The organism is Luteimonas sp. Soil_C_5 (genome assembly GCF_057656615.1).
Genome location: NZ_JBDGKA010000004.1, coordinates 535369 through 561721, shown reverse-complemented (window position 1 = coordinate 561721; position 26353 = coordinate 535369). Strand labels below are relative to the sequence as shown.

Here is a 26353-nt window from a genome sequence, read left to right as displayed (position 1 = left end):
TCGCACGCTGACGCGTGCGAGTTCCTTTTTGACCGGCCAAAAAGGAACCAAAAAGCCCGTTCGCCGGACGCGATCCGATGCGATGGAGCCGCATCGGTGCCCTGCGCTCCTCGCCTGACGCGGCACGCAGCCCAAACTCGCTTCGCTCAGACATGGGCTGCTCTTCGGCCACGCCAGGCTGCGGTGCTCGGCTCGCTTTACGGCTCGGCAGATCACAGGCTGAAAGCCGAAGCCGAAGCCGAAGCCGAAGCCGAAGCCGAAGCCGAAGCCGAAGCCGAAGCAGAAGCCGAAGCAGAATTCAAAGCCAGAGCCGACGCCGTCAGCTGAAGACGCGCCCCGCAATCCGCAAACCCGCCACCCACACACCGATGCTCGACCCGATATTGGTCAGCATGAAATTGAGGATGGTCCGCGACACCCGGTTGCGGTACCAGCCGCGGAACGTGCCGGCGTCGTCGCGCAGTGCCATGAAATCGGAATAGGCCGGCTTGCGCATATGCGCCTCGACCAGGGCGCTGAACAGTCCCGGCGAGATGCCCGGTGGCCGGATCGGCTTGAGCGGCGCGGCGATCGCGGCCGCGAGGATGCCGAGCGGATGGCCCAGCGCCACCAGTGCACCGAGCGCGGCGAAGCCGCCGGTGATCAGCACCCACTCCTTGACCAGCTGGCGGCCGAGTTCGGCGCCGCCTTCGTAGTAACCCCAGCCGATCATCGCGAGGATGGCCAGCGTCACCAGCGTCATCACCCAGCGCAGGCTGCGGCCGGGCGGGGCGTGTTCGAGTTCGGCGCGCGTCTGTGCCGGCACCTCGGTGTCCTCGGCCAGATGCTTCGCGAGGCCGGCCAGATGACCGGCGCCGACCACGGCAAGCACTTCGCGCGCGTCGCCCGCGCTCTCGCGCAGGCGCGCGGCCATGTAGCGGTCGCGCTCGGCGATGACCGTGCTGTAGAGCTCGGGACTCGTCTTGGCGAACTCGCCGAAACTCGACTCCAGCATGTCGCCCTGCTTGAGGTTCTCGATCTCGTCCTCGCCCAGTTCGTCCGATGCCAGCAGGCCGGCGAGCAGGCTGCCCATCAGCTTCATCCGACCGAAGAAGCCGAGCTGGCGCGAGGCGCGCTTGAAGGTCAGGCCCACGTCGCGGTCGATCAGGGCGACCGGCAGATCGCGTTCGTTGGCCAGCGACACGGCGCGCTTGAGTTCGGCGCCCGGTTCGATGCCGAGCTGCTCCGCCAGGCGGCGCTGGTAAGCCGACAGCGCAAGGTTCGCGGCGAACAACGCGACACGTCCTTTGCGGATCACATCGACCAGGTTGAGCTTGCCCAGCGCATCCGGATCGGTGATCGCCTGCAGACGCTGGGGATCGAGTTCGACCGCAACCGCGTCGAACGCGCCGCTGCCGATCGCGTCTTCGACGGCCTCCACGCTGACACGCGACACATGGGCGGTGCCGAGCAGGGTGTAGCGGACGCCATCGCGTTCGACGATCGCATGCGGCTGGCCCTGCCAGGGCGTGGCGGAAACTTCGGTCATCGTGGAATCGTCATCTCGTAGTGGCGCGGTGCAGCCGCTGCCGGGTGTGTGAGTGGAACGCGCGCCGGCGCGCGTGTGCAGCACCGGTCTACGTGCGCGGTGCTCAGTCGATGTAGCGCTTGAGTAGATCGCCGTAGGCGTCGATGCGGCGATCGCGCAGGAACGGCCAGATGCGCCGCACGTGCTCGCTGCGGCCGAGGTCGACCTCGCAGGTCAGCAGCGTGGGATCGGTGCCGGCCTCGGCGAGGAATTCGCCCTGCGGCCCCAGCACATGGCTGTTGCCCCAGAAATCGATGCCCGAGGCGCCGACGGGCGAGGGCTCGTGGCCGACGCGGTTGCACGACAGCACCGGCAGGCCGTTGGCGACCGCGTGGCCGCGGTGGCTGAGGATCCAGGCATCGCGCTGACGCGTCTTTTCGTCATCCGCATCGTCCGGGTCCCAGCCGATCGCGGTGGGATACAGCAGCAGATCCGCACCCGCCAGCGCCATCAGACGCGCGGCTTCGGGATACCACTGGTCCCAGCACACGAGGAGGCCGAGCCGGCCCACGGAGGTGTCGATCGGCTTGAACCCGATGTCGCCCGGCGTGAAGTAGAACTTCTCGTAGAAGCCCGGGTCGTCGGGGATATGCATCTTGCGGTACTTGCCCGCGGTGCTGCCGTCGGCGTCGAAGACCACGCCGGTGTTGTGGTACAGCCCGGCGGCGCGGCGCTCGAACAGCGAGCTCACCACGACGATCTTGTGCTGCTTGGCCAGTGCGGCGAGGCGCTCGGTGCTCGGACCGGGAATCGGCTCGGCGAGATCGAATTCGTCCACCGATTCGTGCTGGCAGAAGTACGCGCCGTTGTGCAGTTCCTGCAGCAGGACGAGCTTCGCGCCCTGTCTGGCGGCTTCGGCGACGCGGGCTTCGATGATCGACAGGTTGGCGTCGGCGTTGCCGGCGCCCTGGTCGATGACGGCGCGCTCCTGGATCAGCGCGACAGGCAGCGTGGTCTTGCGGGACATGGATTCGGATCCTCGTGGGATGGCGACAATGCTAACGCGACGATGTGAGCGGGGCCGGTGTCGAACGCCTCGACATGGTGTCGCATGGACGGCGCGCAAGCGCGTGCTTGTGCGCGCGTCAACACCGGTACAGATGCTGCGTACCGTGCGTGACGCGGCGCGTATCGCCATCGCGTCGTGCAATGTCAGGCGTTTCGCGGTGCGGCGCGGCGAAATGCCCGGCGGCAATGCGATGCCCGAAGCCAGCGCGGCAGGCTTCGGGTTCGGTCCGAATCAGGCGTGCAGGTCGTTGCGCAGCAGGCCTTGCGGCAACTGCATGGTGATGCAGTGCAGGCTGCCGTTCTGCCAGATCAGCGGTCGGCAGGGCACCTGCACGATCTCGCGACCGGGGTGCGCCTGCGCGAGTACCGCCGCCGCTGCCGCATCCGCCGGATCGCCATAGGCCGGCATCAGTACCGCGCCGTTGACGATCAGGTAGTTCGCGTAGCTGGCTGCGAGCCGGCGGCCGCCGTCGACGATCGGCTGCGGCCACGGCAGCGGGAACAACCGGTAGGGCTGGCCGTCGCGCGTGCGCAGCGCCGCGATTTCGTCAGCCATCGCCTGCAGTTCGCCGTGGTGCGGGTCGTGCGTGTCGTCGCAGGCCTGGAACACGATGGCGTCGTCCGGTGCGAAGCGGGCGAGGGTGTCGATGTGGGCGTCGGTATCGTCGCCCTCGAGATAACCGTGGTCGAGCCACAGCACCCGGTCCTGCGCCAGCCAGTCCGACAGTTGCGCGGTCAGCGCTTCGCGCGATGCATCGGGATGCCGCTCGTGCAGGCAGCGCCAGGTCGTCAGCAACGTGCCGGCGCCATCGGTCTCGATTGCGCCGCCTTCGAGCGCGAAGTCGATCTCGCGCCGCTGCGCGCTGGCGTCGAATACGCCCGCCGCATGCAGATGCCCGACCAGCAGGTCGTCGCGGCTTGCATCGAACTTGCCGCCCCAGCCGGTGAATCGGAAATCGTTGAGCCGGAAGCCGGCATCGCCACTGCGCAGCGACACCGGGCCGGAGTCACGCAGCCAGGTGTCGTCGTACGCGGCCTCGACGAAACGCACGCGCTCCATGTCGATGCGGTTCGACGCCAGGCGGACGAAGGCGTAACTCTGTACGTCCTCGTCCGGCACGCAGATCACGACCGGCTGGAAGCGGGTGATCGCCGCGACCAGCGCAATGTAGGTGTCCTCGACCTCGCCCAGGCGCGCGGCCCAGTCGGTGTCTTCGGTCGGCCAGGCGATCAGGATCGCGGACTGGGGCTCCCACTCCGCGGGGAAACGCAATACGGATTCGCTCATGGACTCAGAGGATGGCGGGCTTGGGGCCGACCTCGGACGCGGTGGCCCGGTTGGCGACGGCGTCGATGACCCGGCTGCGCTCGAAATAGACGGTGAAGGCGGGATAGACCCAGCGATGGATCGTGGGCCACTGCTGCTTCTGTCCGCCGCGCGGATCCAGGCGCTCGCTCGGCGCACCGAAACGGGCCTCGACGTCGGCCATGCTCATGCCGCGCGTCGGAACTGCCACGCCCGCAGGCTGTTTGGCGCGATCGACCAGCAGGGTGTCGGCGGAGGCGCGCGGCGCGGCCAGCAGCAGCATGCCGCCGAGGGCGGTCGCAACGAGAACGGGCACAAGGGAACGCGACATGACGGAGCTCCTGTTCGAATGGAATCGGCGGGCGGGATGCGGCGCTGGGCGTCGCGAGTGCCTGTTTAGCAGAAACCCGCGGACGGAAGTGCGCACCGCGGCAAAGGACCAGGCACGAAAAAGGCCGCATCGCTGCGGCCTCCGTCGCTGCCGCCCGCGGATGCGGCGGCGTCGCGATTCAGCGCTGACGCGCCTTGAAACGCGGATTGGACTTGCAGATCACGAAGACCTTGCCGCGGCGACGCACAACCTTGCAATCGCGGTGGCGGGTCTTCGCCGACTTCAGGGACGACAGGACCTTCATGACAAACCTCTGGGATGGGATACGGACGCGAAGCCGGCTATTCTAACGTCTGATTTCCCCGCAATTCAAGCGCTTGGGCGATCGCCCCCGCAATCAAGGAGTTCTGCATGACGGCCGAGGTGCCTGTACTGACGATCGACGGCCCGTCCGGCTCGGGCAAGGGCACCATCAGCCGGGCGGTCGCACAGCGGCTGGGCTGGCATTATCTCGATTCCGGCGCGCTGTACCGCGCGGTCGGCGTGGCGGCGGGCTGGGCCGATCTCGACCTGGACGATGGGGGCGCCCTCGTGCGCTGTACCTTCGACACCACCATTGCATTCCGCGACGACCCGGGCGGCGAGCCGCGGGTGCTGGTCAACGGCCATGACGCCACCGACGAGCTGCGGACCGAGACCGCGGGCGCCGCTGCCTCCGCGATCGCGGCCATTCCCGAAGTGCGCGCCGCGCTGAAAGAGCGGCAGCGCGTATTCAGGAAATCGCCCGGGCTGGTCGCCGACGGCCGCGACATGGGCACGGTGATCTTTCCTGACGCCCTTTGGAAGGTCTTCCTGACCGCCAGCGCGGAAGAGCGGGCCGATCGGCGCTATAAGCAGTTGAAGAACAAGGGGGTTTCGGTGACAATGGACGGTCTGCTGCGCGAGATTCTCGCGCGCGACGCCCGTGACGCCAACCGTGCGGTGGCGCCGCTGCGACCGGCCGAAGGGGCGGTCCGCATCGACACCACCGGCCTCGGCATCGATGCGGTGGTGTCGCAGGTGCTGGCGCTGTTGCCGGCGCGCATGGACTGAAGGTCCCGCGCGCCGTCATTGGTCGCCATGGCATCGGCAGTGTCCGCCCGGAGCACGCAGCTGCGCCGGGCGGTGTCGCATGACCGTTTCACTGCAACATCTGTTGTACCGCTCCACACGTTCCGGTTTCGCGCGCAGGCGTGGCATCGGGTTTCCTTCCGAACCAACACTCACGGCCCATGCAATCCCGCGACGGCCGATCAACGGGTGGACCACCGGCATCGAGTTCGCACTCGCCCGGCGTGTCTGACATCAAACCAGGTATTTACCAATGACCGAATCATTCGCAGAACTGTTCGAAGCCAGTCAGAACAATCTGGCCAAGCTCAAGCCCGGCTCCATCGTCACCGGTGTCGTCGTGCAGGTCCGCACCGACGTCGTCGTGATCAACGCCGGCCTGAAGTCCGAAGGCATCGTGCCGATCGAACAGTTCCGTAACGAAGCCGGCGAGATCGACGTCGCGGAAGGCGACACCGTCAAGGTGGCGCTGGACTCGCTCGAGAACGGCTTCGGCGAGACCGTGCTGTCGCGCGAGAAGGCCAAGCGCGCCATGGTGTGGGACGAGCTGGAAGAAGCGCTCGAGAAGAACGAAACCATCACCGGCCGCATCAGCGGCAAGGTCAAGGGCGGCTTCACCGTCGACATCAAGGACGTCCGCGCATTCCTGCCGGGCTCGCTGGTCGACGTGCGTCCGGTCCGTGACCCGGTCTACCTCGAGGGCAAGGAACTCGAGTTCAAGCTGATCAAGCTGGACCGCAAGCGCAACAACGTCGTCGTCTCGCGCCGCGCAGTCGTCGAGAGCGAGCACTCGGAAGAGCGCGAGCAGCTGATGGAGAAGCTGGTCGAGGGCGCGGTGCTCAAGGGCGTCGTCAAGAACTTGACCGATTACGGCGCGTTCGTGGATCTCGGCGGCATCGACGGCCTGCTGCACATCACCGACATGGCCTGGAAGCGCGTGCGCCATCCGTCCGAAGTCGTGGAAGTGGGCCAGGAGCTCGAAGTCCGCGTGCTGAAGTACGACCGCGAGCGCAACCGCGTCAGCCTCGGCCTGAAGCAGCTGGGCGAGGATCCGTGGGACAACATCGCCCGCCGTTACCCGTCCAACACCCGCGTGTTCGGCAAGGTGTCCAACGTCACCGATTACGGCGCGTTCGTCGAGATCGAGCCGGGCGTCGAAGGCCTGGTGCACGTGTCCGAGATGGACTGGACCAACAAGAACGTCAACCCGTCCAAGGTGGTGCAGGTCGGTGACGAACTCGAAGTCATGGTCCTCGACGTCGACGAAGAGCGTCGCCGCATCTCGCTCGGCATCAAGCAGGTCACCTCGAACCCGTGGGAGACCTTCGCGGCCATCCACAAGAAGGGTGACAAGGTCGACGGCCAGATCAAGTCGATCACGGACTTCGGCATCTTCATCGGCCTGGACGGCGGTATCGACGGCCTGATCCACCTGTCGGACATCGCGTGGAACTCCACCGGCGAAGACGTGGCACGCGCGTTCAAGAAGGGCGACACCGTCGAAGCCGTCGTGCTGGCGGTCGATCCGGAGCGGGAGCGCATCTCGCTGGGCGTCAAGCAGCTCGAGCAGGACCCGATGGGTCAGTTCATGGCGACCACGCCGCGCGGTTCGAAGGTCACCGGCACCGTCAAGGAAGTCGATGCCAAGGGCGCCGTGATTGATCTGGGTGAAGGCGTGGAAGGCTATGTGCAGGCGCGTGACATCAGCGACCAGCGCATCGACGACGCCAGCCAGCATCTGAAGGTCGGTCAGGAAATCGAGGCGAAGTACTTCGGCGTCGATCGCAAGACCCGCGTCCTGCAGTTGTCGATCAAGGCGAAGGACGAGGCGGAAACCGCCGAGACCCTGGCCGAGTACAACAAGCAGGCTTCGGAAGCGTCGAGCGGCACCACCAAGCTGGGCGCGCTGCTGCGCGAGCAGCTGGGCAACAAGGGCGAGTAAGCCCATTCGGCGCCGGCCCGGGTAACCCCCGGGTCGGCGCTGTCGCATCTGCAAGAACGAGACATGACGAAGTCGGAACTTATCGAACTGCTGACCCAGCGTCAGGCGCATCTCAAGGGCGAGGACGTCGACCTTGCGGTCAAGGGCATGCTCGAAATGATGGGCGGCGCCCTCGCGGCCGGCGATCGGATCGAGGTCCGTGGCTTCGGCAGCTTTTCGCTGCACTTCCGTCCGCCGCGCACCGGACGCAACCCGAAGACCGGCGATGCCGTCGCGCTTCCGGGCAAGCATGTGCCGCATTTCAAGCCGGGCAAGGAACTGCGTGATCGCGTCAGCGACGTGCAGCCGCTTCCGGCAGACGAGTAACCCCCGCGTCGCGCATGGCGCGATCGCTCACTGAATTTTTCGTGCGCCGCCGTCCGGTTGGCGCCCCCGATCCCCGAACAGGTAGGATCATCGACGACCCGCCGGCGGGTCGGCGGACGCGTCCGGCACGCCGCGCGATCCGTGTCCGTACCGCATTGCGCGCGGTGCGACGTGGCCGGATTCCTGATGGAGCGTGTGCATGGCGTTTGTGACCGAATGGTTCTGGTTCTTCCTGCTGCTGCCGATCGCGGCGCTCAGCGGCTGGGTGATCGGACGACGCGGTGGCGAGCGGCACAGTGATACCCAGGTCAGCCGCCTGTCGACGACCTATTTCCGCGGTCTCAACTATCTGCTCAACGAGCAGCCGGACAAGGCCATCGAACTGTTCCTGCATATCGCGGAGCTCGACAAGGACACCTTCGAAACCCAGGTCGCGCTCGGGCACCTGTTCCGGCGCCGGGGTGAGGTGGATCGTGCGATCCGCCTGCATCAGGGCCTGGTGCAGCGTTCGGACCTGACCGATCCGCAGAAGGTCCAGGCCTTGCTCGCACTCGGCGAGGACTACATGAAGTCCGGCCTGCTGGATCGTGCGGAGACGGTGTTCACCGATCTGGCGCGGATCGACCAGCGCGCGCCGCAGGCGCTGCGCCATTTGATCGGCATCTACCAGTCCGAGCGCGACTGGCCGAAGGCGATCGAGAACGCCACGCGCTACGAGGCCGCGACCGGTGAGCCGATGGGCAAGCTGATCGCGCAGTTCGAATGCGAACTGGCCGATCGTCTCCGTTCGGCCGGTGACATCGACGCTGCGCGCAGCGCAGTTCAGCGCGCCTACGCAGCCGATTCCGGTTCGGTGCGCGCAGGCATCCTTGAGGGCCGCATCGAGATCGATGCCGGCAACGACGCTGCCGCGATCCGCGCGTTCGAGCGCGCCGCGCGTCACGACACCGATTTCCTGCCGGAAATCCTCGCGCCGTTGCTCGCTGCTTACGAGCGTGTCGGCGATGTGCCGGGCGCGCGCAATTTCCTGTCGCAGATGACCGAGCACTACAAGGGCGTCGCGCCGGTCCTGGCGCTGACCCGGCTGGTCGAGCAGGAGGAGGGCGTGCACGCCGCGCGGACCTACCTGGCGCGGCAGCTCAAGGATCGCCCGTCCGTGCGCGGCGAGGCCGCGCTGATCGACCTCACGCTGGCCGACGGCGTCGACCATGTCGGCACATTGCAGGAATTGCGCCTGATCACCGAGCAGTTGCTGGTGCGCAACCCGAGCTACCGCTGCAAGCAATGCGGGTTCGGCGCGCGCAGCCATCACTGGCAGTGCCCGAGCTGCAAGGAGTGGGGCACCATCAAGCCACTCCTGAACTACGCCGTGGTCTGAGTGCCCGTTTCCGGATCCGTTCTGGTCGGCGCCGCCGTACTCGTCTGCGCATCGGCCGCGACCTGGCTGGCGCGCCGCTACGCCCTGCATCGCAATCTGGTCGACGCACCTGGCGAGCGACGCAGTCATGTCGTGGCGACGCCCCGGGGTGGTGGGATCGCCATCGTGCTGGTGCTGCTGCCCGTGCTCGGTTGGCTGGCGTGGACCGATGCCGGCACGCGCGCGCTGGCGCTTGCTTCGATGATCGGCCTTGCGCTGGTCGCCGGAGTCGGCTGGCTCGACGACCACCGCTCCCTGTCGCCCTGGCATCGCCTGGCGGTGCACATCGTCGCCGCAGCGCTGCTGGCGGTGGGCATGGCGCAGGTCGGGCAGCCGCTGTGGGCGTGCCTCGGCGTGTTCGCGCTGGCCGTCGGCCTCGTGAACGTGTGGAACTTCATGGACGGCATCAACGGGATCGCGACGACACAGGCGATCCTGGTCGGCATTGCAGCCTTCTATGTCGCGTCGCCACCACTGCTGCCGCTCGCACTGTTGGCCGCCTGTATCGGCTTTCTGCCGTTCAACTTCCCGCGCGCGCGCATTTTCCTGGGTGACGTCGGCAGTGGCGGGCTGGGCTTCCTGGTGGCCTGCCTGTTCGCCTGGTCGTCGGCGGCATCGCCATGTCTCATGCTGCTGCTTCTACTGCCGCTGGCGGCCTTCCTGATTGACGCTGCGTTGACACTTCTTTCGCGCATCCTTCGCGGCGAACGCTGGTGGACACCGCATGTCCAACACGTCTATCAGCGTCTGGTGCAGCGCGGGTATTCCCACTTGATGGTGACATGTGGCTATGCGGCATGGACGCTGATTGCCGTCTGTCTGATATTTGCGTTGGACGCGATGTCGCTGCCCGTTATCATCGGAGCCCTTGCCACGTGGTATCTGCTGACCGCCGCCACCTGGTTTCTGATCCGCGCCCGGCTCGAACGCCCGGCGACACGCCATCAAGGATGAGGCTCGATGACTGACCTGAAGACCCGGCTCGGAGTGCTGGGCCCGCGGATCGCGGTGATCTTCCACGATCTGCTGATGGTCTGGCTGTGCTGGATCGGTCTGCACCAGTTCCGGCACTCGGTCATGGACCAGGCGCCCGCGTTCTCCGTCCTGTCGGTCGAAATTGCGCTCATCCTCGCGGCCCAAGGCCTGATCTTCTGGCGCGTCGGGCTGTATCGCGGTGTCTGGCGATTCGCCAGCGTGCCCGACCTGATGAACATCGTGAAAGCGTCGGTCTTGGGATTGCTGTCGATCCTGCTGGTGCTGTTCGTATACAACCGCCTGAACCTGGTGCCGAGGACGGTGCTGATCGCCTATCCCTTGCTGCTGGCTGCGATGCTGGGCATGCCGCGTCTGGTGTATCGCGCGTGGAAGGATCACGGCAGCATCCGCATGGACCAGGCCGCTATCCGGGTACTCATCCTCGGCGCGGGGCAGGCGGGCGAAACCCTGGTGCGCGATCTGCGCCGGACAGGTGCCTACGATCCGGTCGGCTTCCTCGACGACGCGCCGAAGTTGCGCGGCAGCCAGCTGCAGGGCGTGCCGGTGCTGGGTCGGGTCGACGATGTCGAACGGATCGCATCCGAAACCGCCACCAAGCTGCTGGTCATCGCGATGCCGTCGGCCGACGCACCTGCGATGCGCCGGGTCGTGGCTGCGTGCGAGCGTTCCGCGCTGCCGTTCCGCACTGTGCCGCGGTTGGACGACCTGCTCGAGGGGCGGTCGCTGCCGGGCGAGCTGAAGGAAGTCGCGATCGAGGATCTACTGGGTCGCAAGCCGGTCACACCCGACTGGAAGGCGATCCGCGCGTGGCTGCGCGGCCGCTGCGTACTGGTCACTGGCGCTGGTGGTTCGATCGGTTCCGAGCTGTGTCGCCAGTGCGCGCGTCACGGCGCCGGCAGGATCGCGCTCGTCGAGATGGACGAGTTGGCGCTGACCCGGATCGAGAACGAGCTCAAGCGCGATTTCCCGCATATCGAGCTGACGCCGGTGCTCGGCGATTGCGGGGATCCGGCCGTGATCGCGCACGCGATGCGCCTGTCGTCGCCCGAAGCGGTCTTCCATGCCGCGGCCTACAAGCAGGTGCCCGTGCTGCAGCAGCAGTTGCGCGAGGGCGTGCGCAACAACGTGCTCGCGACCCGCAATGTCGCCCGCGCCGCGATTGCCGCACGCGTCGGCACCTTCGTGCTGATTTCCACCGACAAGGCCGTGGACCCGGTGAATGTGCTCGGGGCGACCAAGCGCTTGGCCGAGATGGTCTGCCAGGATCTGGCTGGAGCCGGAGACACCCACTTCGTCACCGTGCGGTTCGGCAATGTGCTGGACTCGGCGGGCAGTGTGGTCCCGCTGTTCCGGGAGCAGATCCGGCGCGGCGGTCCGGTCACGGTCACCGATCCGGACGTCACCCGCTATTTCATGACGATTCCCGAGGCCTGCCAGCTGATCATGCAGTCGGTCTCGATCGGCTCTCCGCAGGCGATCTACACCCTCGACATGGGCGAGCCCGTCTCGATCCGGCTGCTGGCCGAGCAGATGATCCGCCTGGCCGGCAAGCAGCCGGAGCGGGACGTCGCGATCATCTATTCCGGATTGCGGCCGGGCGAAAAATTGCACGAGACCTTGTTTCACGCGGAAGAGCGGTATCGCCCGACCGTGCATCCCAAGATTCTCCAGGCGGAGGCGAGGCCCGTGCACTCCGAACGCCTGGCGGCGGCGCTGACGCGTCTGACCGATGGCGTCGGGCGTTACGACCTGGAACTGATCTCGACCGCCTTGCGCGATGCGGTACCGGAGTTTGCGCCGCTCGATGCATCACCTCTTCGCGAGGTGGGCGCCACTATAGTGGCGTTCCCCCCACGACACGCGAGACATCCATGACGCAGCGGATCCGAAAGGCGGTATTTCCCGTGGCCGGGCTGGGCACCCGGTTTCTGCCCGCCACCAAGACCGTTCCCAAGGAAATGCTGCCGATCGTCGACCGCCCGCTGATCCAGTACGCGGTGGACGAGGCGATCGAAGCTGGCTGCGACACGCTGATCTTCGTGACCAACCGCTACAAGCATGCGATCGGCGATTACTTCGACAAGGCCTACGAACTCGAGGATCGACTCGAAGCGGCGGGCAAGCACGAACTGCTCGAGAAGATCCGGCGTCCCTTGCCTGACGGCGTGCGCGCGATTTTCGTGACGCAGCCTGAGGCCAAGGGTCTGGGCCATGCGGTGCTGTGCGCGCGTCCGGTGGTGGGCGACGAGCCGTTTGCGGTCATGCTGCCCGACGATCTGCTGTGGAACCGCAATGGCGACGGCGCGCTCAAGCAGATGGCCGATGCGCACGCCGAGACCGGCGCGAGCATGATCGCGGTCCAGGATGTGCCTGCGGAAAAAACCGCGAGTTACGGCATCGTCGCGACCGACGCATTCGAAGGCCGTCACGGCCGCATCCGTTCGATGGTCGAGAAGCCCAAGCCCGAAGATGCGCCGAGCACGCTGGCGGTGGTGGGTCGGTACGTGCTCGATGGTCGTATCTTTCCGCTGCTGGAAACCACAGCGCCGGGCGCCGGCGGCGAGATCCAGCTCACCGATGCGATCGCGGCGCTGCTGCAGGAAAAGCCGGTGCATGCGTATCGTTTCCGCGGCACGCGATTCGACTGCGGTACCCACCTCGGCCTGATCGAGGCGACCATCAGCTATGCGCTCGACAACGAGACCCTGAGCGAGCCCGCCGCCGCGCTGATGCGCAATGCGCTCAACGAACTGGGCGTGCGCAATCTGGAGTAATCCGCCCGCAAGCGGATGTGTCACGAACGCCCCGGCCTGTCCGGGGCGTTTCCGTATTGGGGTACGAGGCTTGGGGTGGTGCACTGTGTCGCGCGGTGCCCTATGCGGTAGGAGGCTGCCTCTGCGATGGGCATGGTCTTCCGGCGGCCGATCATCGGCACGCGTCTGCGAACAGACGCTGCGGCGAGAGCCCAGCGCCAGTGGAGCAGGGCGACGGCAGCGGCTGACGACCGCGCGTGTTTCCATCGGTCCAGACCTCTCCGAAACGCCAGGGGCGACGGCGATCGGCTGCATGACGACGAAGGACGCCGTGCGCACGCGGCGTGCTGGTTTCGTTGTCGATCCGCGGCGGTGCGTCGTCGCTGCTGTCCGCTCACGGGCTGTGCAAGTAGAGCCGTCCGCCAGCAGGTGGACTCCTGCAAAGGCGTTCCACGACAACGCAGTCCAGTCATGCGGCCAAAAAAAAGCACGCCCCGTAGGGCGTGCTCGGTGCAGCGGCGTCGCCGGCCCGCGAGCGCCGACGCCGATGCGTCAGGCCAGGCCGGCCTGCTTCATCACTTCAGCCGCGTAATCCTCGACCACCTTCTCGATGCCTTCGCCAACGGCCAGGCGCTGGAAGCCGATGACTTCGGCGCCGGCTGCCTTCAGCACGGCTTCGACGGTCTTGTCGGTGTCGAGCACGTAGGGCTGGCCGTAGAGGGTGACCTCGTTGACGATCTTGTTGATCTTGCCGCTGATGATCTTCTCGAGGATATCGGCCGGCTTGCTCTTGTCCTTTTCGGACATCTTGGCCAGCTCGATTTCCTTTTCCTTTTCCACGAACTCGGTCGGCACGTCGGCCGCCTTGTTGTAGGGCGGGTTCATTGCGGCGACATGCATCGCCAGGCCGCGCGCCAGGTCGACATCGCCGCCCTTGAGCTCGACCAGCACGCCGATACGGCCGCCGTGCACGTAAGCGGCAACGTTGTTGGCGCTTTCGACGCGGACCAGGCGACGGATCTGCAGGTTCTCGCCGACCTTGGAGATCACTGCGGCGCGGGTTTCCTCGATCGTCTCGCCCGACTCGACCTTGGCGGACTTCAGCGCTTCGGCATCGGCAGCGCCGGAGGCCAGCGCGGTCTGGGCCACGACATCGGTGAAGCGCAGGAAGTTGTCATCCTTGGCGACGAAGTCGGTCTCCGAGTTGATCTCGACCAGCACGGCGACGCTGTCGCTCTGTGCAGCCGCGATGCGGCCTTCGGCGGCGACGCGGTCAGCCTTCTTGTCGGCCTTGGCCAGGCCCGACTTGCGCAGCGCCTCGGCGGCGGCGTCGATGTTGCCTGCGGTTTCGCTGAGCGCCTTCTTGCACTCCATCATGCCGGCGCCGGTGCGCTCGCGCAGTTCCTTGACGAGGGATGCGGTGATTTCCATTGGAGACCTCTGAATTCGGGGATTGTCGTGCGGGCCTGAGCCCGCCTCACGGGATCGACGCCGGGAGCGCGAATGTCCGCGCACGGCGCGATGCGCGGCCGTCCAGCATGGGACGGCCGCATGTCGCGGCGGTTACTCGGCCGCAGGTGCTGCCGGGGCGGCGTCTTCGGCCTTCTTGCCGCGCGGCGCGCGGGCCGGCTTCTCGCCACCTTCGAACTCTTCCTCGCGCACGGTCGCGGCGCTCGGGATCGCTGCCTTGCCTTCCAGCACGGCGTCGGCCGCGGCGTTCGCGTACAGCTGCACGGCGCGGATGGCGTCGTCGTTGCCCGGGATCGCGTAGTCGACCAGGGCCGGATCGTAGTTCGTGTCGACGACCGCGATCACCGGGATGCCGAGCTTCTTGGCTTCCTTGATGGCGATGTCTTCATGGCCGATGTCGATGACGAACAGCGCGTCGGGCAGACGGTTCATGTCCTTGATGCCGCCCAGCGAGGCTTCCAGCTTGTCGCGCTCGCGGCGCAGGCCCAGCACTTCGTGCTTGACCAGCTTGTCGAACGTACCGTCGGTCTCGGCCGCTTCCAGTTCCTTCAGGCGCGACACCGACTTCTTCACCGTGGCGAAGTTGGTCAGCGTGCCGCCGAGCCAGCGCTGGGTCATGAACGGCATGCCGCAACGCTCGGCTTCTTCCCTGATCGCTTCGCGCGCGCTGCGCTTGGTGCCGATGAACAGGATCATGCCGCGCTTCTGCGCGATGCCCGAGATGAAGTTCATCGCGTCGTTGAACAGCGGAACCGTCTTCTCGAGGTTGATGATGTGGATCTTGCCGCGGGCGCCGAAGATGTACGGCGACATCTTGGGGTTCCAGTAGCGCGTCTGGTGGCCGAAATGGACGCCGGCTTCCAGCATCTGGCGCATGGTGATCTGGGGCATTGCAGAACTCCTGACAGTGGAACCGTCCGCCACGGCGAATGAGTGGGCGGTGCGCCAGCGAACGCAGGCGCGTGGTTCCGGGGTTGGGCCTCCCCACTGCATCCGTGGCCAGATCCCGCGTCCATGTGGACGTGGGACACCCCGGCACGGGGCTTTGCAGCAGGTGTGTATTTACCGGTGACGCCCGGCATCGGCGTGGCTCGGACCCGAAGGCCTTCGCACAGCCGGCGAAGCATAGCAGGCACGGCAGCCCACGGCCAGTCAGCCGGGTTGCCGGAACCGGGCGGCTCCCCTGGGCTGTCAGCGGCCGCTAGTAGGTTACGGTCACGGTGACCGTATCGCTGTAGGCGCCCGCGGGTGCGGTCTGCGGGCCGGGCACGCGGCCATGCACGATGACCGACTGCGTGGCGCCGCTCCCGACGCCCGACGCGGTATCGACCCCGGCCGTGGTGCCCCAGGGCTGGCTGCGTCCGGGATTGCGGAACAGCTGGTAGGTGACGTAACGATCGGCGCTGCCCTGGCGCATGCGGCGGGTTCCGCCGGTGGCGTGGAGGCCGTCGTCCAGGCCGACGTTCCAGGCAGTGCGCCCGGTGCAGGTGAAGGCGATCGTCGCGGTCTGGTCGCGGTTGGCCGCGATGAAGCCGGGCACGGTGCCGAACTCCAGATCGCTGGCCGTGGTGATCGCGCACTGGCTGGCGACCGCCGCGGTGGCGGTGAAGGGGAAGCCCGTGGTCGCCCCACTGGTACCGCCGGCGGTGCAACTGGTGGGCCAGGGCGGCGTCAGCAGCAAGGCTTCGGCATACCGGTAGTTCAGCACCGCGTTCGCGGCGCCGAACGGTGCGCTGAAGCTGCCGGAGGCCAGGCCCGCCTGCGCCGGAATGCGTCCGTAGAGCGTGGTGGTCGCGGTGCCCGATCCGCCCAGCAGCGGGGCGTTGTATTGCAGATCGAGCAGCACGGGCGTCGGTGTGGCTGCAGTTGCGCTGCTGCCCCAGATCAGGGCGCGCGCGGGATCGCGGTAGATCTGGAAATCCAGCGGATCGCCGAAGCCGTTGCGCATCCGGCGGGGCGTGGTCTGGGTCGGCGCCAGGCTGCCGCCATCCAGGTGCAGGCACATGCGGACGCGCACCGTCGCCAGCGCGGTCAGGCCGAAGGTGTTGCAGGTGATCGTGATCGTGGCCGCGCTGTCGACCTGGCTGGGGCCTGCGGCCGGAAAGGCCATCGCGCTGGTCGTCGCGGTGCAGGTCGTCGCCGCGGACGCCGGCGCGGCCTGCCAGCCGGCGATGCCGAGCAGTCCGCACAGCGCGATCCGCAGGCCGGTTCTCATCGCGGTTCCACCGGCGCGCAGCGCAGCGGCCCGATCCGCGGAATCGTCCCCGCATCCTCGGGCAGCACGAAGCCGACCGCGCAGTCGCCGGTCCCGGCGCTGATCCGGACCTCGTTGCGATCCGACAGACCCTCGATGTAGAGCTCGCCGTCGTAGCCGACGATGGCCGGCGCTGCGGCGGCGTCCTGTCCGGCCAGGCGCGCCTCGCTGCCCATCGCCAGCGGGGCGCCGGCTGCGTCCTCCAGCACCAGCAGCGCTGCGCGTACCGGCGACATCCTGAAGCGCACGGTCGTCCCCGCGCGGTCACTCGGCGTCGCCGGCAGGCTCACGTCGTCGACCCGGATGCCCGCCGGCAGGGCCATGGGATCGATGCCGAGCCGATTGCTCTGCCAGGCCTGCAGCGGCGTGACCAGCAGGCGCCCGCGTGCATCGGTGTGACCGATGGGGCGGTTCTCCAGCGTCACCGGCACGCCCGCATAGCCGTTCGTTGTCAACACCGCGAACGCATCATCGATGCGGCGCGCGGGAAACAGGCCGCCGCCCATCCAGACCAGACCGCCATCGGCCTGGGCGTACTGCTGGCGCAGGTCGCCGAACTGCGCCGCGCCCAGCGACACCCGGCCGTGATCGCCCAGCCAGCCGAGTTCCGCGAGGCCGCCGCTGGCGCCGCCGGTGCGTGCCTGCAGCCGCCAGCCGAATCCGCCGTCGCCGGGCACGGGCCGGGCGAGATCCACCAGAGCGCTCCGCTGGTCACCCTGCTGCTGCGCCGACACGCTGAGCTGGCGGGACTGGCCGAGCGGTACCAGTACGCCGACATACACGCTGCGGTCGTCGCGGTCGTCGAGGTTCTGGTTAATGCTGGCGTTGGCCGACCAGCCGCCTGCGAAACTGCGGCTCCAGAACGCCCCGGCGTAGCGGGCCTGCGCGGCCTCCTGCTCCGGACGGTCCAGCCGCAGATAGCTGACGTTGAAATTGCCGGCCCGCGCCGTGGTCATGCCGAGCAGCGCACGCTCGGTCCGCGGTGACGGCAGCGGGCCATACAGTGAAGCGATGTCGCGGTAGTCGCCGTGCGTGCGCTGGGTGTCCAGCGACAGGTTCAACCAGCCGGGTTGCCAGCTGTAGGCCACGCTGCTCTGGCTGCCGTCGAAAGGACCGATGCGGCTGCGCACATGCGACGCGCTCAGCACGCCGGCCATCCCCAGCAGCCAGGCCGCGCCGACGCCGCCGTTGCGCAGCCCGCCGCCGCCCTCGGCATGCAGTTCGACCGTGAGCCGGTCGCTGGCGCCGTAGCGCAGATTGCCGCTGGCCACGGTGTCGTCATAGTAGGCGAACGATTCGATGCCGTAGGCATCGCGCACGCGGCCCACGCTGGCCGACCAGTCCGACAGCCCGCGCGCGAGCAGCCGCTGCGTGGCGTAGAACGGGAAATCCAGTGTGCGGGTGCGGCCGTAGGCGTCGGCGATGACGACCTGCGCATTGCCGGCGCCGGTGATGCCGGGCAGCGTCGCCAGCTCGAACGGCCCCACGGGCACCTGGCCCTGGTACTGGCGGATGCCGTTGACGTACAGCTCGAGCGACGACGGCACGGCCACTTCGCCGAGCAACGCAGGCAGCGGCGTGGTCACCCGGTACGGCTGCAGGCCGAAATTGCGTCCGATTTGCAGTCCGCCGAGGCGCACCGGCCGGCTCCAGTCCAGAAACCCGCTGAGCGTGTCGCCGATGGTCATCGCGACCGCGGCCGAAGGGAACGAGAACGTCCAGGCGGTATCGAGCCGCACCGATTCGCGGCGCCAGCCCGGACGCGCGTCGTCGTCCGGATCACGCGTGCGCCAGGTGCGCAGGATCGCGGTATTGCTGAGGACGCCGCTGCCGATCCCGAATGCACGCAGTTCGGTGCCGGCGCTGAGCTGTCGCGCGCCGCGGCTGTCGCTGGCGTAGACGTCGTAGTTCAACAGCAGCCCCGGGGCGCTGTCGGCGGGCAGGGGGCGCATCGGGTCGTCCCGGCCGAGATGCGTCGTCGACAGGGACAGCTGCGACAGGGGCGCATCGATCGAGACGCGCTGCGCCTGGATGTCGTAGCGCACCTGCACGCCCGGGATCGCGTCCAGCGCCACCGGGCCGGTCGCCGTACCTGCGGTCTCGACGAAGCCGAGGGTCTGCAGCACCTCGGCGGTCGCGAACAGGCGACCGTCGCGCACCGTGAATGCCAGCAGGCGCGGCTGCGGCGTCCGGTTGAGGGTGACGGCGAGCATCAGCGGCAGGGCGGTACCGGCGTCCGGCGGAGCGGGCGGTCGCCCCAGCATGTCGGCCGGCAGGGCCGGGATGGTCTCGTCTGCCGCAGCGGGCGCGGCGATCGCGACGAGCAGCAACATCTCAACCGTCGGGCGCCAGCGCACGGCGTCCCGGCTCACCATTGAGCAGCACTTCGAATGTCGAACCCGCGGTGACAGCGCCCGGCGGCAACGGCCAGCGACGGTGCTGGCCCGCCAGCACGTAGCCCGACAGGCCCGGCGCGAGCGCATGGCGGGTCCCGTCGCCTGCGATCAGGGCCAGATCCGCCAGCTGCGCGCGTGCCGCCCCGGTGTTGTGGATGTCGACATGGGGTCGGCCCTCGACCTCCACGATCCGCGTGCGCAGCTGCGCCGCACCGGCAGGCGCAGCGTCGGCGCCGACGAAGACCGGAATCGAATAACGCAGCGCGAAGCGCAGCCCGGCGTTGGTCTCGGCGCCGCCCGTGTCCGGCAGCTCGTCGACGATCACGCGATAGGTGACTTCGCCGCCCGCCGCCGGCGCATCGCCGGTGTGCACGATCCGGATCAGCTGGCTGGCGCCGGGCGCGAGTTGCAGCATGGGCGGACTGGCGACCAGGGCATCGGCAGGTTCGAGGACATCGCGCCCGTCCTGCTGCGACCAGCGGAACACGCGGACCTGGGCCCGGACGACGGCCTGGCCGCTGTTGCGCAGCGTCAGCCCGGCAGCGCCCTGCGCGGGATCGATGCTGACGCCGGTCGGCGCGACCTGCAGGCTGGCCGCGCTCGCGGTTCCGCACAGGCACAGCAGCATGGTCAGCCATCCGGCGAGACAGGGCCTGCGCAGGGGCGAGCCGGGCATCACGGCGCGTGGCACGGGCCGTGGCTCAATACGTGATCGTGGCGGTGACGACGTCCAGATAGTCGCCCGCGACCTGGTTGGCGCTGGCGACGCGCCCGTAGACCGGCACGATCTGCACCGCCCCGGTGCCGACGTCCGCCACGGTATCGGTGCCGACGGTATTGCCCCAGACCGTCGCGCGGCCCGGATCGCTGTACAGCTGGTAGGGCACCAGTTCGGCGCCGTTGCTCATGTTGCGGTCGGTCACGCCGCCCGGGCCCGCGTTCTGGCCCCCGTCGAGCCCGATGTTGTAGGCCGTCCCCGGCGTGCACAGGACGTTGAGCTGGCCGGCAGAGTCGATGTCGACGCCCGTCGAGGGTGTCGAGCCGAAGTCGACGTCGGTCGCGGCCGGGGTATCGATGGTGCAGACGCTGGTGATCGTGATGCGCACCTGGAACGTCGTGCTGGCGGTCTGGGCCGCCGCGGGCAGTGCAACGCTGGCACCGGCCGCAAGGGCGAGCAGAGCGAGAATTCGGAACGATGACATGGGTTTCTCCGGTCGACGGGACCGCAGGCATCGACCTGCAGGCGCGTGCAGTGTCCGGAGTGCGCCCACACATCGACTGTGATCCCGCACTGGAAATCACGTTTATCAGAATCGTCTCAGCCGGCCGCCACGTCGCCTGAAGTGGCCGGGAAGTGTCAGAAAGCCGCCAGGGGGCGTGCGTTGGGCGACGATCGCGACAGCGGGGCAGCCCCGGCTGCAGGTCCTGCCGCATTTGGACGATAATGGCCGCATGAGCATCCATACCAAGACGCCCGAAGAAATCGAGAAGATGCGTGTGGCCGGCCGCCTCGCTGCCGAGGTGCTGCAGATCGTGGCGCCGCACGTGAAGCCCGGCGTGACCACCGACGAGCTGGACCGCATCTGCCACGACCACATCGTTCGCGTGCAGGGCGCGATCCCCGCCAACGTCGGCTACAAGGGCTATCCGAAAACGACGTGCATCTCGGCCAACAACGTCATCTGCCACGGCATCCCGAACGACGCCAAGGTCCTCAAGGACGGCGACATCATCAATATCGACGTCACCGTCATCAAGGACGGCTGGCACGGCGATACCAGTCGCATGTATTTCGTCGGCACGCCGTCGGTGATGGCGCGGCGCCTGGTCGAGGTGACGCGCGAGGCGATGTGGCGCGGCATCCGTGAAGTGAAGCCGGGCGCGACGCTGGGCGATGTCGGCCACGCGATCCAGAAGTACGCGGAAGGCCAGCGTTTCAGCGTGGTGCGCGAGTACTGCGGCCACGGCATCGGCAAGGTCTACCACGACGAACCGCAGGTGCTGCATTACGGCACCCCGGGCGCCGGCGTCGTGCTCAAGGAAGGCATGACCTTCACGATCGAGCCGATGATCAACGAGGGCACGCGCTTCACCAAGGTGCTGCCCGATGGCTGGACCGTTGTCACCAAGGACCGCAAGCTCTCGGCGCAATGGGAGCACACGGTCGCGGTCACCGCCGACGGCGTGGACGTGCTGACCCGGATCCCCGGCGACGACAACGACCCGTTTCTCGACAACGCGCACCTCTGACGTGACCGAGCGCGCCGCCACCCCCGCGACGGGCGCCGACTGCGGCGATGCGGCCTGGGTGGCGGAGGCGCGCGAGGCACTGAGCGCGCACGACGCGCGCCTGATACAGGGCTTCGATGCCGGCCAGGAAATCGACCGGCTGCTCGCGGCCCGTGCGAACGCGGTCGACGGCTGGGTCCGCAAGGCCTGGGCGCGCTGCATTCCCGGCGACGCGCCACTGGCGCTGTTCGCGGTCGGCGGCTATGGCCGCGGCGAGCTGTTCCCGCATTCCGACATCGACCTGCTGGTGGTCGGCGAGCCCGACGTGCAGACGGCGTATGCCGAAGCGCTGAGTCGCATGCTCGCCCTGCTGTGGGATCTCGGCCTGCCGGTGGGGCATGCGGTCCGCAGTTTCGCCGAGTGCACGCAGGCGGCTGCCGACGTCACCGTGGTCACGGCATTGCTGGAAGCGCGTCCGCTGCTGGCCAGCCTGGCCGAAGTGCGCGCGCTGATGGATGCGATCGCCGACAGCCACGTCTGGCCGGCCGCCGAGTTCTTCCACGCCAAGCGGCGGGAGCTCGAGGCCCGGCACGCGCGCTACGGCGACACGGCGGACAACCTCGAGCCGAACATCAAGGATGGTCCCGGCGGCCTGCGCGACGTACAGAACCTGCGCTGGATGGCGCGTCGCGTGCTGGGGGTGTACGGCACCGAGGAACTGATCGCGCTCGGCCAGCTCGGCGTCGACGAACACGCGACCCTCGAACGCGAGCGGCGCACCCTGTCGCGCCTGCGTTTCGGCCTGCATCTGGTCGCCGGCAAGGCGGAGGAACGCCTGCGGTTCGACCACCAGAAGACACTCGCCGCGCGGCTGCATCACGTCGAGACTGCGGACAATCCGCTGGTCGAAAAGATGATGCAGGAGTTCTACCGCAGCGCCTCGGTGGTCCAGCGGATCAGCGAACGCCTGCTGCAGCGCTTCGAGGAACAGATCGAAGGCGAGGGCGAACTGCTGCCGATCGATTCCGAATTCGCCACCCAGCGCGGCTATCTGGTGGCGCGCGACGACGTCTGGCCGGGCGGCGACATCACCCGGGTCTTCGACCTGTTCGCGGTCTGGGCCGACCACCGCGATCTGCGCGGACTGCACTCGCAGACCGCGCGCGCGCTGGCCGAATCGCTGCATGCCTTGCCGGCCTGGCGCCAGGCGCCGCTGGCGCTGCGCGAACAGTTCATGTCGCTGCTGCGCGGCCCCGAGCCGGTGCGCACGCTCGAACGCATGGCGCGGCTGGGCGTCCTCGGCGTGTGGATTCCGGAATTCGCTAACGTCACCGGACGCATGCAGTTCGATCTGTTCCACGTCTACACCGTCGACCAGCACACGCTGGCGGTGCTGCGCAACATCGCCGGGTTCGCATCCGAAGCGCCCGACGAGCGCTTCTCCACCGCGCACGAGATCTGGCCGCAGCTGCGCAAGCCGGAACTGCTGCTGCTGGCCGGCCTGTTCCACGACATCGCAAAGGGCCGCGGCGGTGACCACTCCGAACTCGGCGCGGTCGATGCGCGCGAATTCTGCGAAGGTCACGGCCTCGGCGAGACCGATACCGCGCTCGTCGACTGGCTGGTCCGCCGGCATCTGCTGATGTCGACCAGCGCGCAGAAGCTCGACATCTCCGATCCTGCGGTGATCCACAAGTTCGCGACCGAAGTCGCCGACCGCGAGCGGCTCGATTATCTGTACCTGCTGACCTGCGCCGACATCGCCGGTACCTCGCCCAAGCTGTGGAATGCCTGGAAGGACCGCCTGCTGACGGATCTGCGCAGTGCGACCCGCCTGGCGTTGCGGCGCGGGCTGGAGAATCCCGTTGCGGCGGTCGAACGCATCGCCGAGTCGCGCGACCGTGCACGCGGGCTGCTCTCCGCGCACGGTGTCGACGATCACGAAGCTGACGCACTGTTCGCGCGGATCCCGCAGGAGAGTTTCCTGCGCGGGCGCGCCGACCAGGTGGTGTGGCAGGCGCTGGGCCTGCGTGACACGCGCGACGGCGATGTCGTCGTGCGCGCGCGCCGCCTGCGTGCGGGCGCACAGGCGCTCGAGGTGTTCGTGCATTCGCCCGACCGCGACGGCCTGTTCTCGGCCATTGTCATCACGCTCGACCGGCTGGGACTGGTGATCCAGCAGGCACGCGCGCTCGACGGCCCCGGCGGCACCATTTTCGATCTGTTCCAGGTGCTGCCCGCCGATCCGCGGCAGGCGCTGGAACTGGGCGCGATCGAGCGCAAGGTGGCCACCGTGCTGGAAGGCGCGCTCGACGTGCGGCCTGCGCGTCGCGCGCAACCGCGCCATCTGCGCCATTTCCGCGTGCCGCCCAGCATCGAGTTCAACGTCAGCGCCGATGGGCGGCACACGGTCTTCAGCCTGGTCTGCACCGACCGGCCGGGCCTGCTGGCCGATGTCGCCCACGTGCTGCGCGCGCGGGGCGTGCGCGTGCACGACGCGCGTGTGGCGACGTTCGGCGAGCGCGTCGAGGACGTCTTCCGGCTCAGCGACAGCGCCGGCCGACTGCTCGACGACGACGCCCAGGACGCCCTGCGCACCGCGCTGCTCGCCTCCATCGACGGCGACGTGGCACGATAACGCCCCGTTTTTCCCCCACGAAGTCCCGTCATGACCCAAGCCCTGCAGAGCACCATCGAAGACGCGTTCGCGCGTCGCGCCGAACTGACCGCCGCCGAGATCGGTGATGCCGTCAAACCGGCGGTCGAGCAGGCGATGCAGGGCCTCGAATCGGGCGAGCTTCGCGTCGCCCAGCCCGATGGCAATGGCGGCTGGCAGGTCAACGAGTGGCTGAAGAAGGCGGTGCTGCTGTATTTCCGCACCAACGACATGGCCGTCGTCGACGCGCAGCCTGCGCCGTTCTGGGACAAGGTCGAGCCGCGTTTTGCCGGCTACGACGAAGCGAAGTTCAAGGCCGCCGGCGTGCGCGTGGTACCGGGTGCGGCCGTGCGCCGCGGTACCTATTTCGGTCGCGATGTTGTGCTGATGCCGAGCTTCGTCAACATCGGCGCCTATGTCGGTGAAGGCACGATGGTCGATACCTGGGCGACCGTCGGCTCCTGCGCGCAGATCGGCAAGCACGTGCATCTGTCGGGCGGTGCCGGGATCGGCGGCGTGCTGGAGCCGCTGCAGGCCAGCCCGACGATCATCGAAGACCACTGCTTCATCGGCGCGCGTTCGGAAGTCGTCGAAGGCGTCGTCGTGGGCCACCACAGCGTGATCGGCATGGGCGTGTTCCTCGGCCAGTCGACCCGCATCTACAACCGCGCGACCGGCGAAGTCAGCTACGGCTACGTGCCCCCGGGCAGCGTCGTCGTCTCCGGCCAGCTGCCGGCCCAGGACGGTTCGCATTCGCTGTACTGCGCGGTGATTGTCAAGCAGGTCGACGAGAAGACCCGCAGCAAGACCAGTGTCAACGATCTGCTGCGTGGTCTGGCGGACTGAGCGCATGACCACCACCGTCTACGGCCTCAAGAACTGCGATACCTGCAAGAAGGCGACGAAGTGGCTCGACCGCTTCGGCGTCGCGCACACCTTCGTCGACTACCGCGATGCCAAGCCGACGCCGGAGACGCTGGTCGAGTGGGCCGGCAAACTCGGCGGCTTCGAGGCGATGGTCAACAAGTCCTCGACCACCTGGCGCCAGTTGCCGGACAACCGCAAGGCCGCGGCCAGCGATGCGGAGTGGAAGCTGCTGCTGCGCGAGTATCCGCAGCTGATCCGGCGGCCGCTGGTGATCACCGATGACGGTGAGATCAGCCAGGGCTTCAGCGACAACGGATTCAAGAAGCGCTTCGGGATCGATTGATCCCAGTACGATCTCGTGGTCGCGCGCTTGTGCTTGCATCCTCTTTTCGAGGGCGCGCGAAGGGCGTTGCCGGCGCAGCTTCATCGCGCGCAAGCGCGCTCCTACGGGTGCCGATCCGTTTTGCTTTGTGGAGTCTCTGCCCATGTCAGACGTCCTCGATCTAACCCGTGACCTGATCGCACGCAAGTCGGTCACGCCCGACGATGCCGGCTGCCAGGCGCTGATCGCCGCGCGCCTGCAGGCCGCAGGCTTCGCGATCGAGTCGATGCGCTTTGGTGCGGTCGACAATCTCTGGGCCACGCACGGGCAGGGCGCGCCGGTGCTGGTGCTGCTCGGGCATACCGACGTGGTGCCGAGCGGGCCGGTCGAGGCCTGGGCATCCGATCCCTTCCAGCCCGAGATCCGCGACGGCGTGCTGTACGGCCGCGGCGCAGCGGACATGAAGAGCGGTGTCGCGGCCTTCGTCATCGCGGCGGAGCGCTTCGTCGCCGCGCATCCCGATCATGAGGGCACGCTGGCACTGCTGCTGACCTCGGACGAGGAGGGCGATGCGATCGACGGCGTGCGCCGCGTCGCACGCACCTTCGCCGAACGTGGCACGCGTATCGACTGGTGCATCACCGGCGAACCGTCGTCGACCGCCACGCTCGGTGATCTGCTGCGCGTCGGTCGTCGCGGCAGCCTGTCGGCGACGCTGACCGTGCGCGGCGTGCAGGGGCACGTCGCCTACCCGGACAAGGCGCGCAACCCGATCCACGACGCGGCGCCGGCGCTGGCCGAACTGGTCGCGCGGCGCTGGGACGACGGCTTCGAATCCTTCCCGCCGACCAGCCTGCAGATCAGCAACATCGCCGCCGGCACCGGCGCGACCAATGTGATTCCCGGCACCGCGACCGTGCAGTTCAACCTGCGCTACACGCCGCACTGGGATGCGCCGAAGCTCGAAGCGGAGATTGCGGCGCTGCTGGACCGCCATGGCCTCGACTACGCGATCGCCTGGCATCGCAGCGGCGAGCCGTTCTACACGCCGGAAGGTCCGCTGCGCAGCGCGGCGCGCGAGGTGCTGACGACATTCGCCGGTGCGCCGCCCGAGGAAAGCACTGGCGGCGGCACGTCAGATGCGCGCTTCATCGCGCCGCTGGGCGCGCAGTGCATCGAGATCGGTCCGGTCAACGCCAGCATCCACCAGGTCGACGAACACATCCGCGTCGCCGATCTCGAAGCACTGCCCGATCTCTACGAAGCACTCATCGCGCGCCTGCTGCACACGCCGGACTGAGGCCCGTCCACGCACTTCGAATGCACGTGCGTGCAGGCTGGCGCCCGCCGTGACCTTACGAGA

Annotated in this window: 24 protein-coding genes; 13 read left to right on the top strand and 11 right to left on the bottom strand. The window is 68.0% G+C overall.

Going from position 1 to position 26353, the window contains the following annotated elements; all coding sequences use genetic code 11:
* A partial coding sequence (locus AC3A5K_RS14310; protein WP_487618202.1) for a hypothetical protein occupies nucleotides 1-327 on the top strand: 327 nt, incomplete at its 5' end.
* Here AC3A5K_RS14310 and AC3A5K_RS14305 read toward each other — a convergent pair.
* From AC3A5K_RS14305 to ykgO, 5 genes are all read right to left on the bottom strand, one after another.
* On the bottom strand, nucleotides 320-1528 hold the full coding sequence (locus tag AC3A5K_RS14305) for a TraB/GumN family protein (RefSeq protein ID WP_487618201.1): 1209 nt from the start codon (nucleotides 1526-1528) through the stop codon (nucleotides 320-322). The genes AC3A5K_RS14310 and AC3A5K_RS14305 overlap by 8 nt on opposite strands.
* Nucleotides 1529-1631: 103 nt before the next feature.
* Nucleotides 1632-2534 (bottom strand): carbon-nitrogen hydrolase, encoded by a 903-nt coding sequence (locus AC3A5K_RS14300; RefSeq protein ID WP_487618200.1) that lies wholly within the window; start codon nucleotides 2532-2534, stop codon nucleotides 1632-1634.
* Between the two features lie 273 nt (nucleotides 2535-2807).
* Nucleotides 2808-3863, bottom strand: a complete 1056-nt coding sequence (locus tag AC3A5K_RS14295) for an agmatine deiminase family protein (protein WP_487618199.1) — start codon at nucleotides 3861-3863, stop codon at nucleotides 2808-2810.
* Nucleotides 3864-3867: 4 nt separating this feature from the next.
* Nucleotides 3868-4212 carry a hypothetical protein gene (locus tag AC3A5K_RS14290; RefSeq protein WP_487618198.1) on the bottom strand — a complete coding sequence of 115 codons (345 nt, stop codon included), beginning with the start codon at nucleotides 4210-4212 and terminating at the stop codon, nucleotides 3868-3870.
* 178 nt (nucleotides 4213-4390) lie between these two features.
* On the bottom strand, nucleotides 4391-4516 hold the full coding sequence (gene ykgO, locus AC3A5K_RS14285) for a type B 50S ribosomal protein L36 (protein ID WP_005913193.1): 126 nt from the start codon (nucleotides 4514-4516) through the stop codon (nucleotides 4391-4393).
* Nucleotides 4517-4623: 107 nt separating this feature from the next.
* Here ykgO and cmk point away from each other — a divergent pair, with 107 nt between their 5' ends.
* The 7 genes from cmk (at nucleotide 4624) to galU (ending at nucleotide 12817) form a co-directional block, all read left to right on the top strand.
* Nucleotides 4624-5304 (top strand): (d)CMP kinase, encoded by a 681-nt coding sequence (gene cmk / locus AC3A5K_RS14280; protein ID WP_487618197.1) that lies wholly within the window; start codon nucleotides 4624-4626, stop codon nucleotides 5302-5304.
* Between the two features lie 271 nt (nucleotides 5305-5575).
* Entirely contained in the window at nucleotides 5576-7264 is a 1689-nt protein-coding gene (rpsA, locus tag AC3A5K_RS14275) for a 30S ribosomal protein S1 (RefSeq protein ID WP_487618196.1), read from the top strand.
* 63 nt (nucleotides 7265-7327) lie between these two features.
* Nucleotides 7328-7630 carry an integration host factor subunit beta gene (locus AC3A5K_RS14270; protein WP_487618195.1) on the top strand — a complete coding sequence of 101 codons (303 nt, stop codon included), beginning with the start codon at nucleotides 7328-7330 and terminating at the stop codon, nucleotides 7628-7630.
* A gap of 199 nt (nucleotides 7631-7829) precedes the next feature.
* A complete protein-coding gene (lapB, locus tag AC3A5K_RS14265) occupies nucleotides 7830-9008 on the top strand; it encodes a lipopolysaccharide assembly protein LapB (RefSeq protein WP_487618194.1) in 1179 nt (392 codons plus the stop codon).
* Nucleotides 9009-10001 carry an MraY family glycosyltransferase gene (locus AC3A5K_RS14260; protein WP_487618193.1) on the top strand — a complete coding sequence of 331 codons (993 nt, stop codon included), beginning with the start codon at nucleotides 9009-9011 and terminating at the stop codon, nucleotides 9999-10001. It begins immediately after the preceding gene.
* A gap of 6 nt (nucleotides 10002-10007) precedes the next feature.
* Nucleotides 10008-11918 carry a polysaccharide biosynthesis protein gene (locus AC3A5K_RS14255; RefSeq protein ID WP_487618192.1) on the top strand — a complete coding sequence of 637 codons (1911 nt, stop codon included), beginning with the start codon at nucleotides 10008-10010 and terminating at the stop codon, nucleotides 11916-11918.
* Entirely contained in the window at nucleotides 11915-12817 is a 903-nt protein-coding gene (gene galU / locus AC3A5K_RS14250) for a UTP--glucose-1-phosphate uridylyltransferase GalU (RefSeq protein ID WP_487618191.1), read from the top strand. Before AC3A5K_RS14255 ends, galU begins: the two co-directional genes overlap by 4 nt.
* Before the next feature lie 531 nt (nucleotides 12818-13348).
* Here galU and tsf read toward each other — a convergent pair.
* The 6 genes from tsf to AC3A5K_RS14220 form a co-directional block, all read right to left on the bottom strand.
* Complete coding sequence (gene tsf, locus AC3A5K_RS14245) at nucleotides 13349-14227, bottom strand: translation elongation factor Ts (RefSeq protein ID WP_487618190.1); 879 nt, start codon at nucleotides 14225-14227, stop codon at nucleotides 13349-13351.
* A gap of 132 nt (nucleotides 14228-14359) precedes the next feature.
* Nucleotides 14360-15157: a 30S ribosomal protein S2 gene (rpsB, locus tag AC3A5K_RS14240; RefSeq protein WP_487618189.1), complete on the bottom strand. Its 798-nt coding sequence runs from the start codon at nucleotides 15155-15157 to the stop codon at nucleotides 14360-14362.
* 310 nt (nucleotides 15158-15467) lie between these two features.
* A complete protein-coding gene (locus AC3A5K_RS14235; RefSeq protein ID WP_487618188.1) occupies nucleotides 15468-16481 on the bottom strand; it encodes a Csu type fimbrial protein in 1014 nt (337 codons plus the stop codon).
* Nucleotides 16478-18853 carry a fimbria/pilus outer membrane usher protein gene (locus AC3A5K_RS14230; RefSeq protein ID WP_487618187.1) on the bottom strand — a complete coding sequence of 792 codons (2376 nt, stop codon included), beginning with the start codon at nucleotides 18851-18853 and terminating at the stop codon, nucleotides 16478-16480. The genes AC3A5K_RS14235 and AC3A5K_RS14230 overlap by 4 nt, the downstream gene beginning before the upstream one ends.
* 1 nt (nucleotide 18854) lies before the next feature.
* Nucleotides 18855-19592 carry a fimbrial biogenesis chaperone gene (locus AC3A5K_RS14225; RefSeq protein WP_487618186.1) on the bottom strand — a complete coding sequence of 246 codons (738 nt, stop codon included), beginning with the start codon at nucleotides 19590-19592 and terminating at the stop codon, nucleotides 18855-18857.
* Between the two features lie 25 nt (nucleotides 19593-19617).
* Complete coding sequence (locus AC3A5K_RS14220) at nucleotides 19618-20118, bottom strand: Csu type fimbrial protein (protein ID WP_487618185.1); 501 nt, start codon at nucleotides 20116-20118, stop codon at nucleotides 19618-19620.
* Nucleotides 20119-20368: 250 nt separating this feature from the next.
* Between AC3A5K_RS14220 and map the strand changes: the two genes are divergently transcribed.
* The 5 genes from map (at nucleotide 20369) to dapE (ending at nucleotide 26290) form a co-directional block, all read left to right on the top strand.
* Nucleotides 20369-21166, top strand: coding sequence for a type I methionyl aminopeptidase (map, locus tag AC3A5K_RS14215; protein WP_487618184.1), 798 nt, complete (start codon nucleotides 20369-20371; stop codon nucleotides 21164-21166).
* A gap of 1 nt (nucleotide 21167) precedes the next feature.
* Nucleotides 21168-23783 carry a [protein-PII] uridylyltransferase gene (glnD, locus tag AC3A5K_RS14210; protein ID WP_487618183.1) on the top strand — a complete coding sequence of 872 codons (2616 nt, stop codon included), beginning with the start codon at nucleotides 21168-21170 and terminating at the stop codon, nucleotides 23781-23783.
* A gap of 30 nt (nucleotides 23784-23813) precedes the next feature.
* Nucleotides 23814-24647, top strand: a complete 834-nt coding sequence (dapD, locus tag AC3A5K_RS14205; RefSeq protein ID WP_487618182.1) for a 2,3,4,5-tetrahydropyridine-2,6-dicarboxylate N-succinyltransferase — start codon at nucleotides 23814-23816, stop codon at nucleotides 24645-24647.
* Between the two features lie 4 nt (nucleotides 24648-24651).
* Complete coding sequence (locus AC3A5K_RS14200) at nucleotides 24652-25011, top strand: Spx/MgsR family RNA polymerase-binding regulatory protein (RefSeq protein WP_487618181.1); 360 nt, start codon at nucleotides 24652-24654, stop codon at nucleotides 25009-25011.
* 142 nt (nucleotides 25012-25153) lie between these two features.
* Nucleotides 25154-26290, top strand: coding sequence for a succinyl-diaminopimelate desuccinylase (dapE, locus tag AC3A5K_RS14195; protein WP_487618180.1), 1137 nt, complete (start codon nucleotides 25154-25156; stop codon nucleotides 26288-26290).
* The last annotated feature ends 63 nt before the right edge of the window (nucleotides 26291-26353 follow it).

Bases quoted from the DNA above. Each gene is read 5' to 3' on its own strand.
- AC3A5K_RS14230 (WP_487618187.1), bottom strand. From the start codon at position 18,853: ATGTTGCTGCTCGTCGCGATCGCCGCGCCCGCTGCGGCAGACGAGACC.
- dapD (WP_487618182.1), top strand. From the start codon at position 23,814: ATGACCCAAGCCCTGCAGAGCACCATCGAAGACGCGTTCGCGCGTCGC.
- AC3A5K_RS14300 (WP_487618200.1), bottom strand. From the start codon at position 2,534: ATGTCCCGCAAGACCACGCTGCCTGTCGCGCTGATCCAGGAGCGCGCC.
- AC3A5K_RS14305 (WP_487618201.1), bottom strand. From the start codon at position 1,528: ATGACCGAAGTTTCCGCCACGCCCTGGCAGGGCCAGCCGCATGCGATC.
- AC3A5K_RS14235 (WP_487618188.1), bottom strand. From the start codon at position 16,481: ATGAGAACCGGCCTGCGGATCGCGCTGTGCGGACTGCTCGGCATCGCC.
- lapB (WP_487618194.1), top strand. From the start codon at position 7,830: ATGGCGTTTGTGACCGAATGGTTCTGGTTCTTCCTGCTGCTGCCGATC.
- ykgO (WP_005913193.1), bottom strand. From the start codon at position 4,516: ATGAAGGTCCTGTCGTCCCTGAAGTCGGCGAAGACCCGCCACCGCGAT.
- AC3A5K_RS14270 (WP_487618195.1), top strand. From the start codon at position 7,328: ATGACGAAGTCGGAACTTATCGAACTGCTGACCCAGCGTCAGGCGCAT.
- AC3A5K_RS14255 (WP_487618192.1), top strand. From the start codon at position 10,008: ATGACTGACCTGAAGACCCGGCTCGGAGTGCTGGGCCCGCGGATCGCG.
- AC3A5K_RS14225 (WP_487618186.1), bottom strand. From the start codon at position 19,592: ATGCCCGGCTCGCCCCTGCGCAGGCCCTGTCTCGCCGGATGGCTGACC.
- AC3A5K_RS14220 (WP_487618185.1), bottom strand. From the start codon at position 20,118: ATGTCATCGTTCCGAATTCTCGCTCTGCTCGCCCTTGCGGCCGGTGCC.
- map (WP_487618184.1), top strand. From the start codon at position 20,369: ATGAGCATCCATACCAAGACGCCCGAAGAAATCGAGAAGATGCGTGTG.
- AC3A5K_RS14295 (WP_487618199.1), bottom strand. From the start codon at position 3,863: ATGAGCGAATCCGTATTGCGTTTCCCCGCGGAGTGGGAGCCCCAGTCC.
- tsf (WP_487618190.1), bottom strand. From the start codon at position 14,227: ATGGAAATCACCGCATCCCTCGTCAAGGAACTGCGCGAGCGCACCGGC.
- dapE (WP_487618180.1), top strand. From the start codon at position 25,154: ATGTCAGACGTCCTCGATCTAACCCGTGACCTGATCGCACGCAAGTCG.
- AC3A5K_RS14290 (WP_487618198.1), bottom strand. From the start codon at position 4,212: ATGTCGCGTTCCCTTGTGCCCGTTCTCGTTGCGACCGCCCTCGGCGGC.
- galU (WP_487618191.1), top strand. From the start codon at position 11,915: ATGACGCAGCGGATCCGAAAGGCGGTATTTCCCGTGGCCGGGCTGGGC.
- cmk (WP_487618197.1), top strand. From the start codon at position 4,624: ATGACGGCCGAGGTGCCTGTACTGACGATCGACGGCCCGTCCGGCTCG.
- AC3A5K_RS14200 (WP_487618181.1), top strand. From the start codon at position 24,652: ATGACCACCACCGTCTACGGCCTCAAGAACTGCGATACCTGCAAGAAG.
- rpsB (WP_487618189.1), bottom strand. From the start codon at position 15,157: ATGCCCCAGATCACCATGCGCCAGATGCTGGAAGCCGGCGTCCATTTC.
- rpsA (WP_487618196.1), top strand. From the start codon at position 5,576: ATGACCGAATCATTCGCAGAACTGTTCGAAGCCAGTCAGAACAATCTG.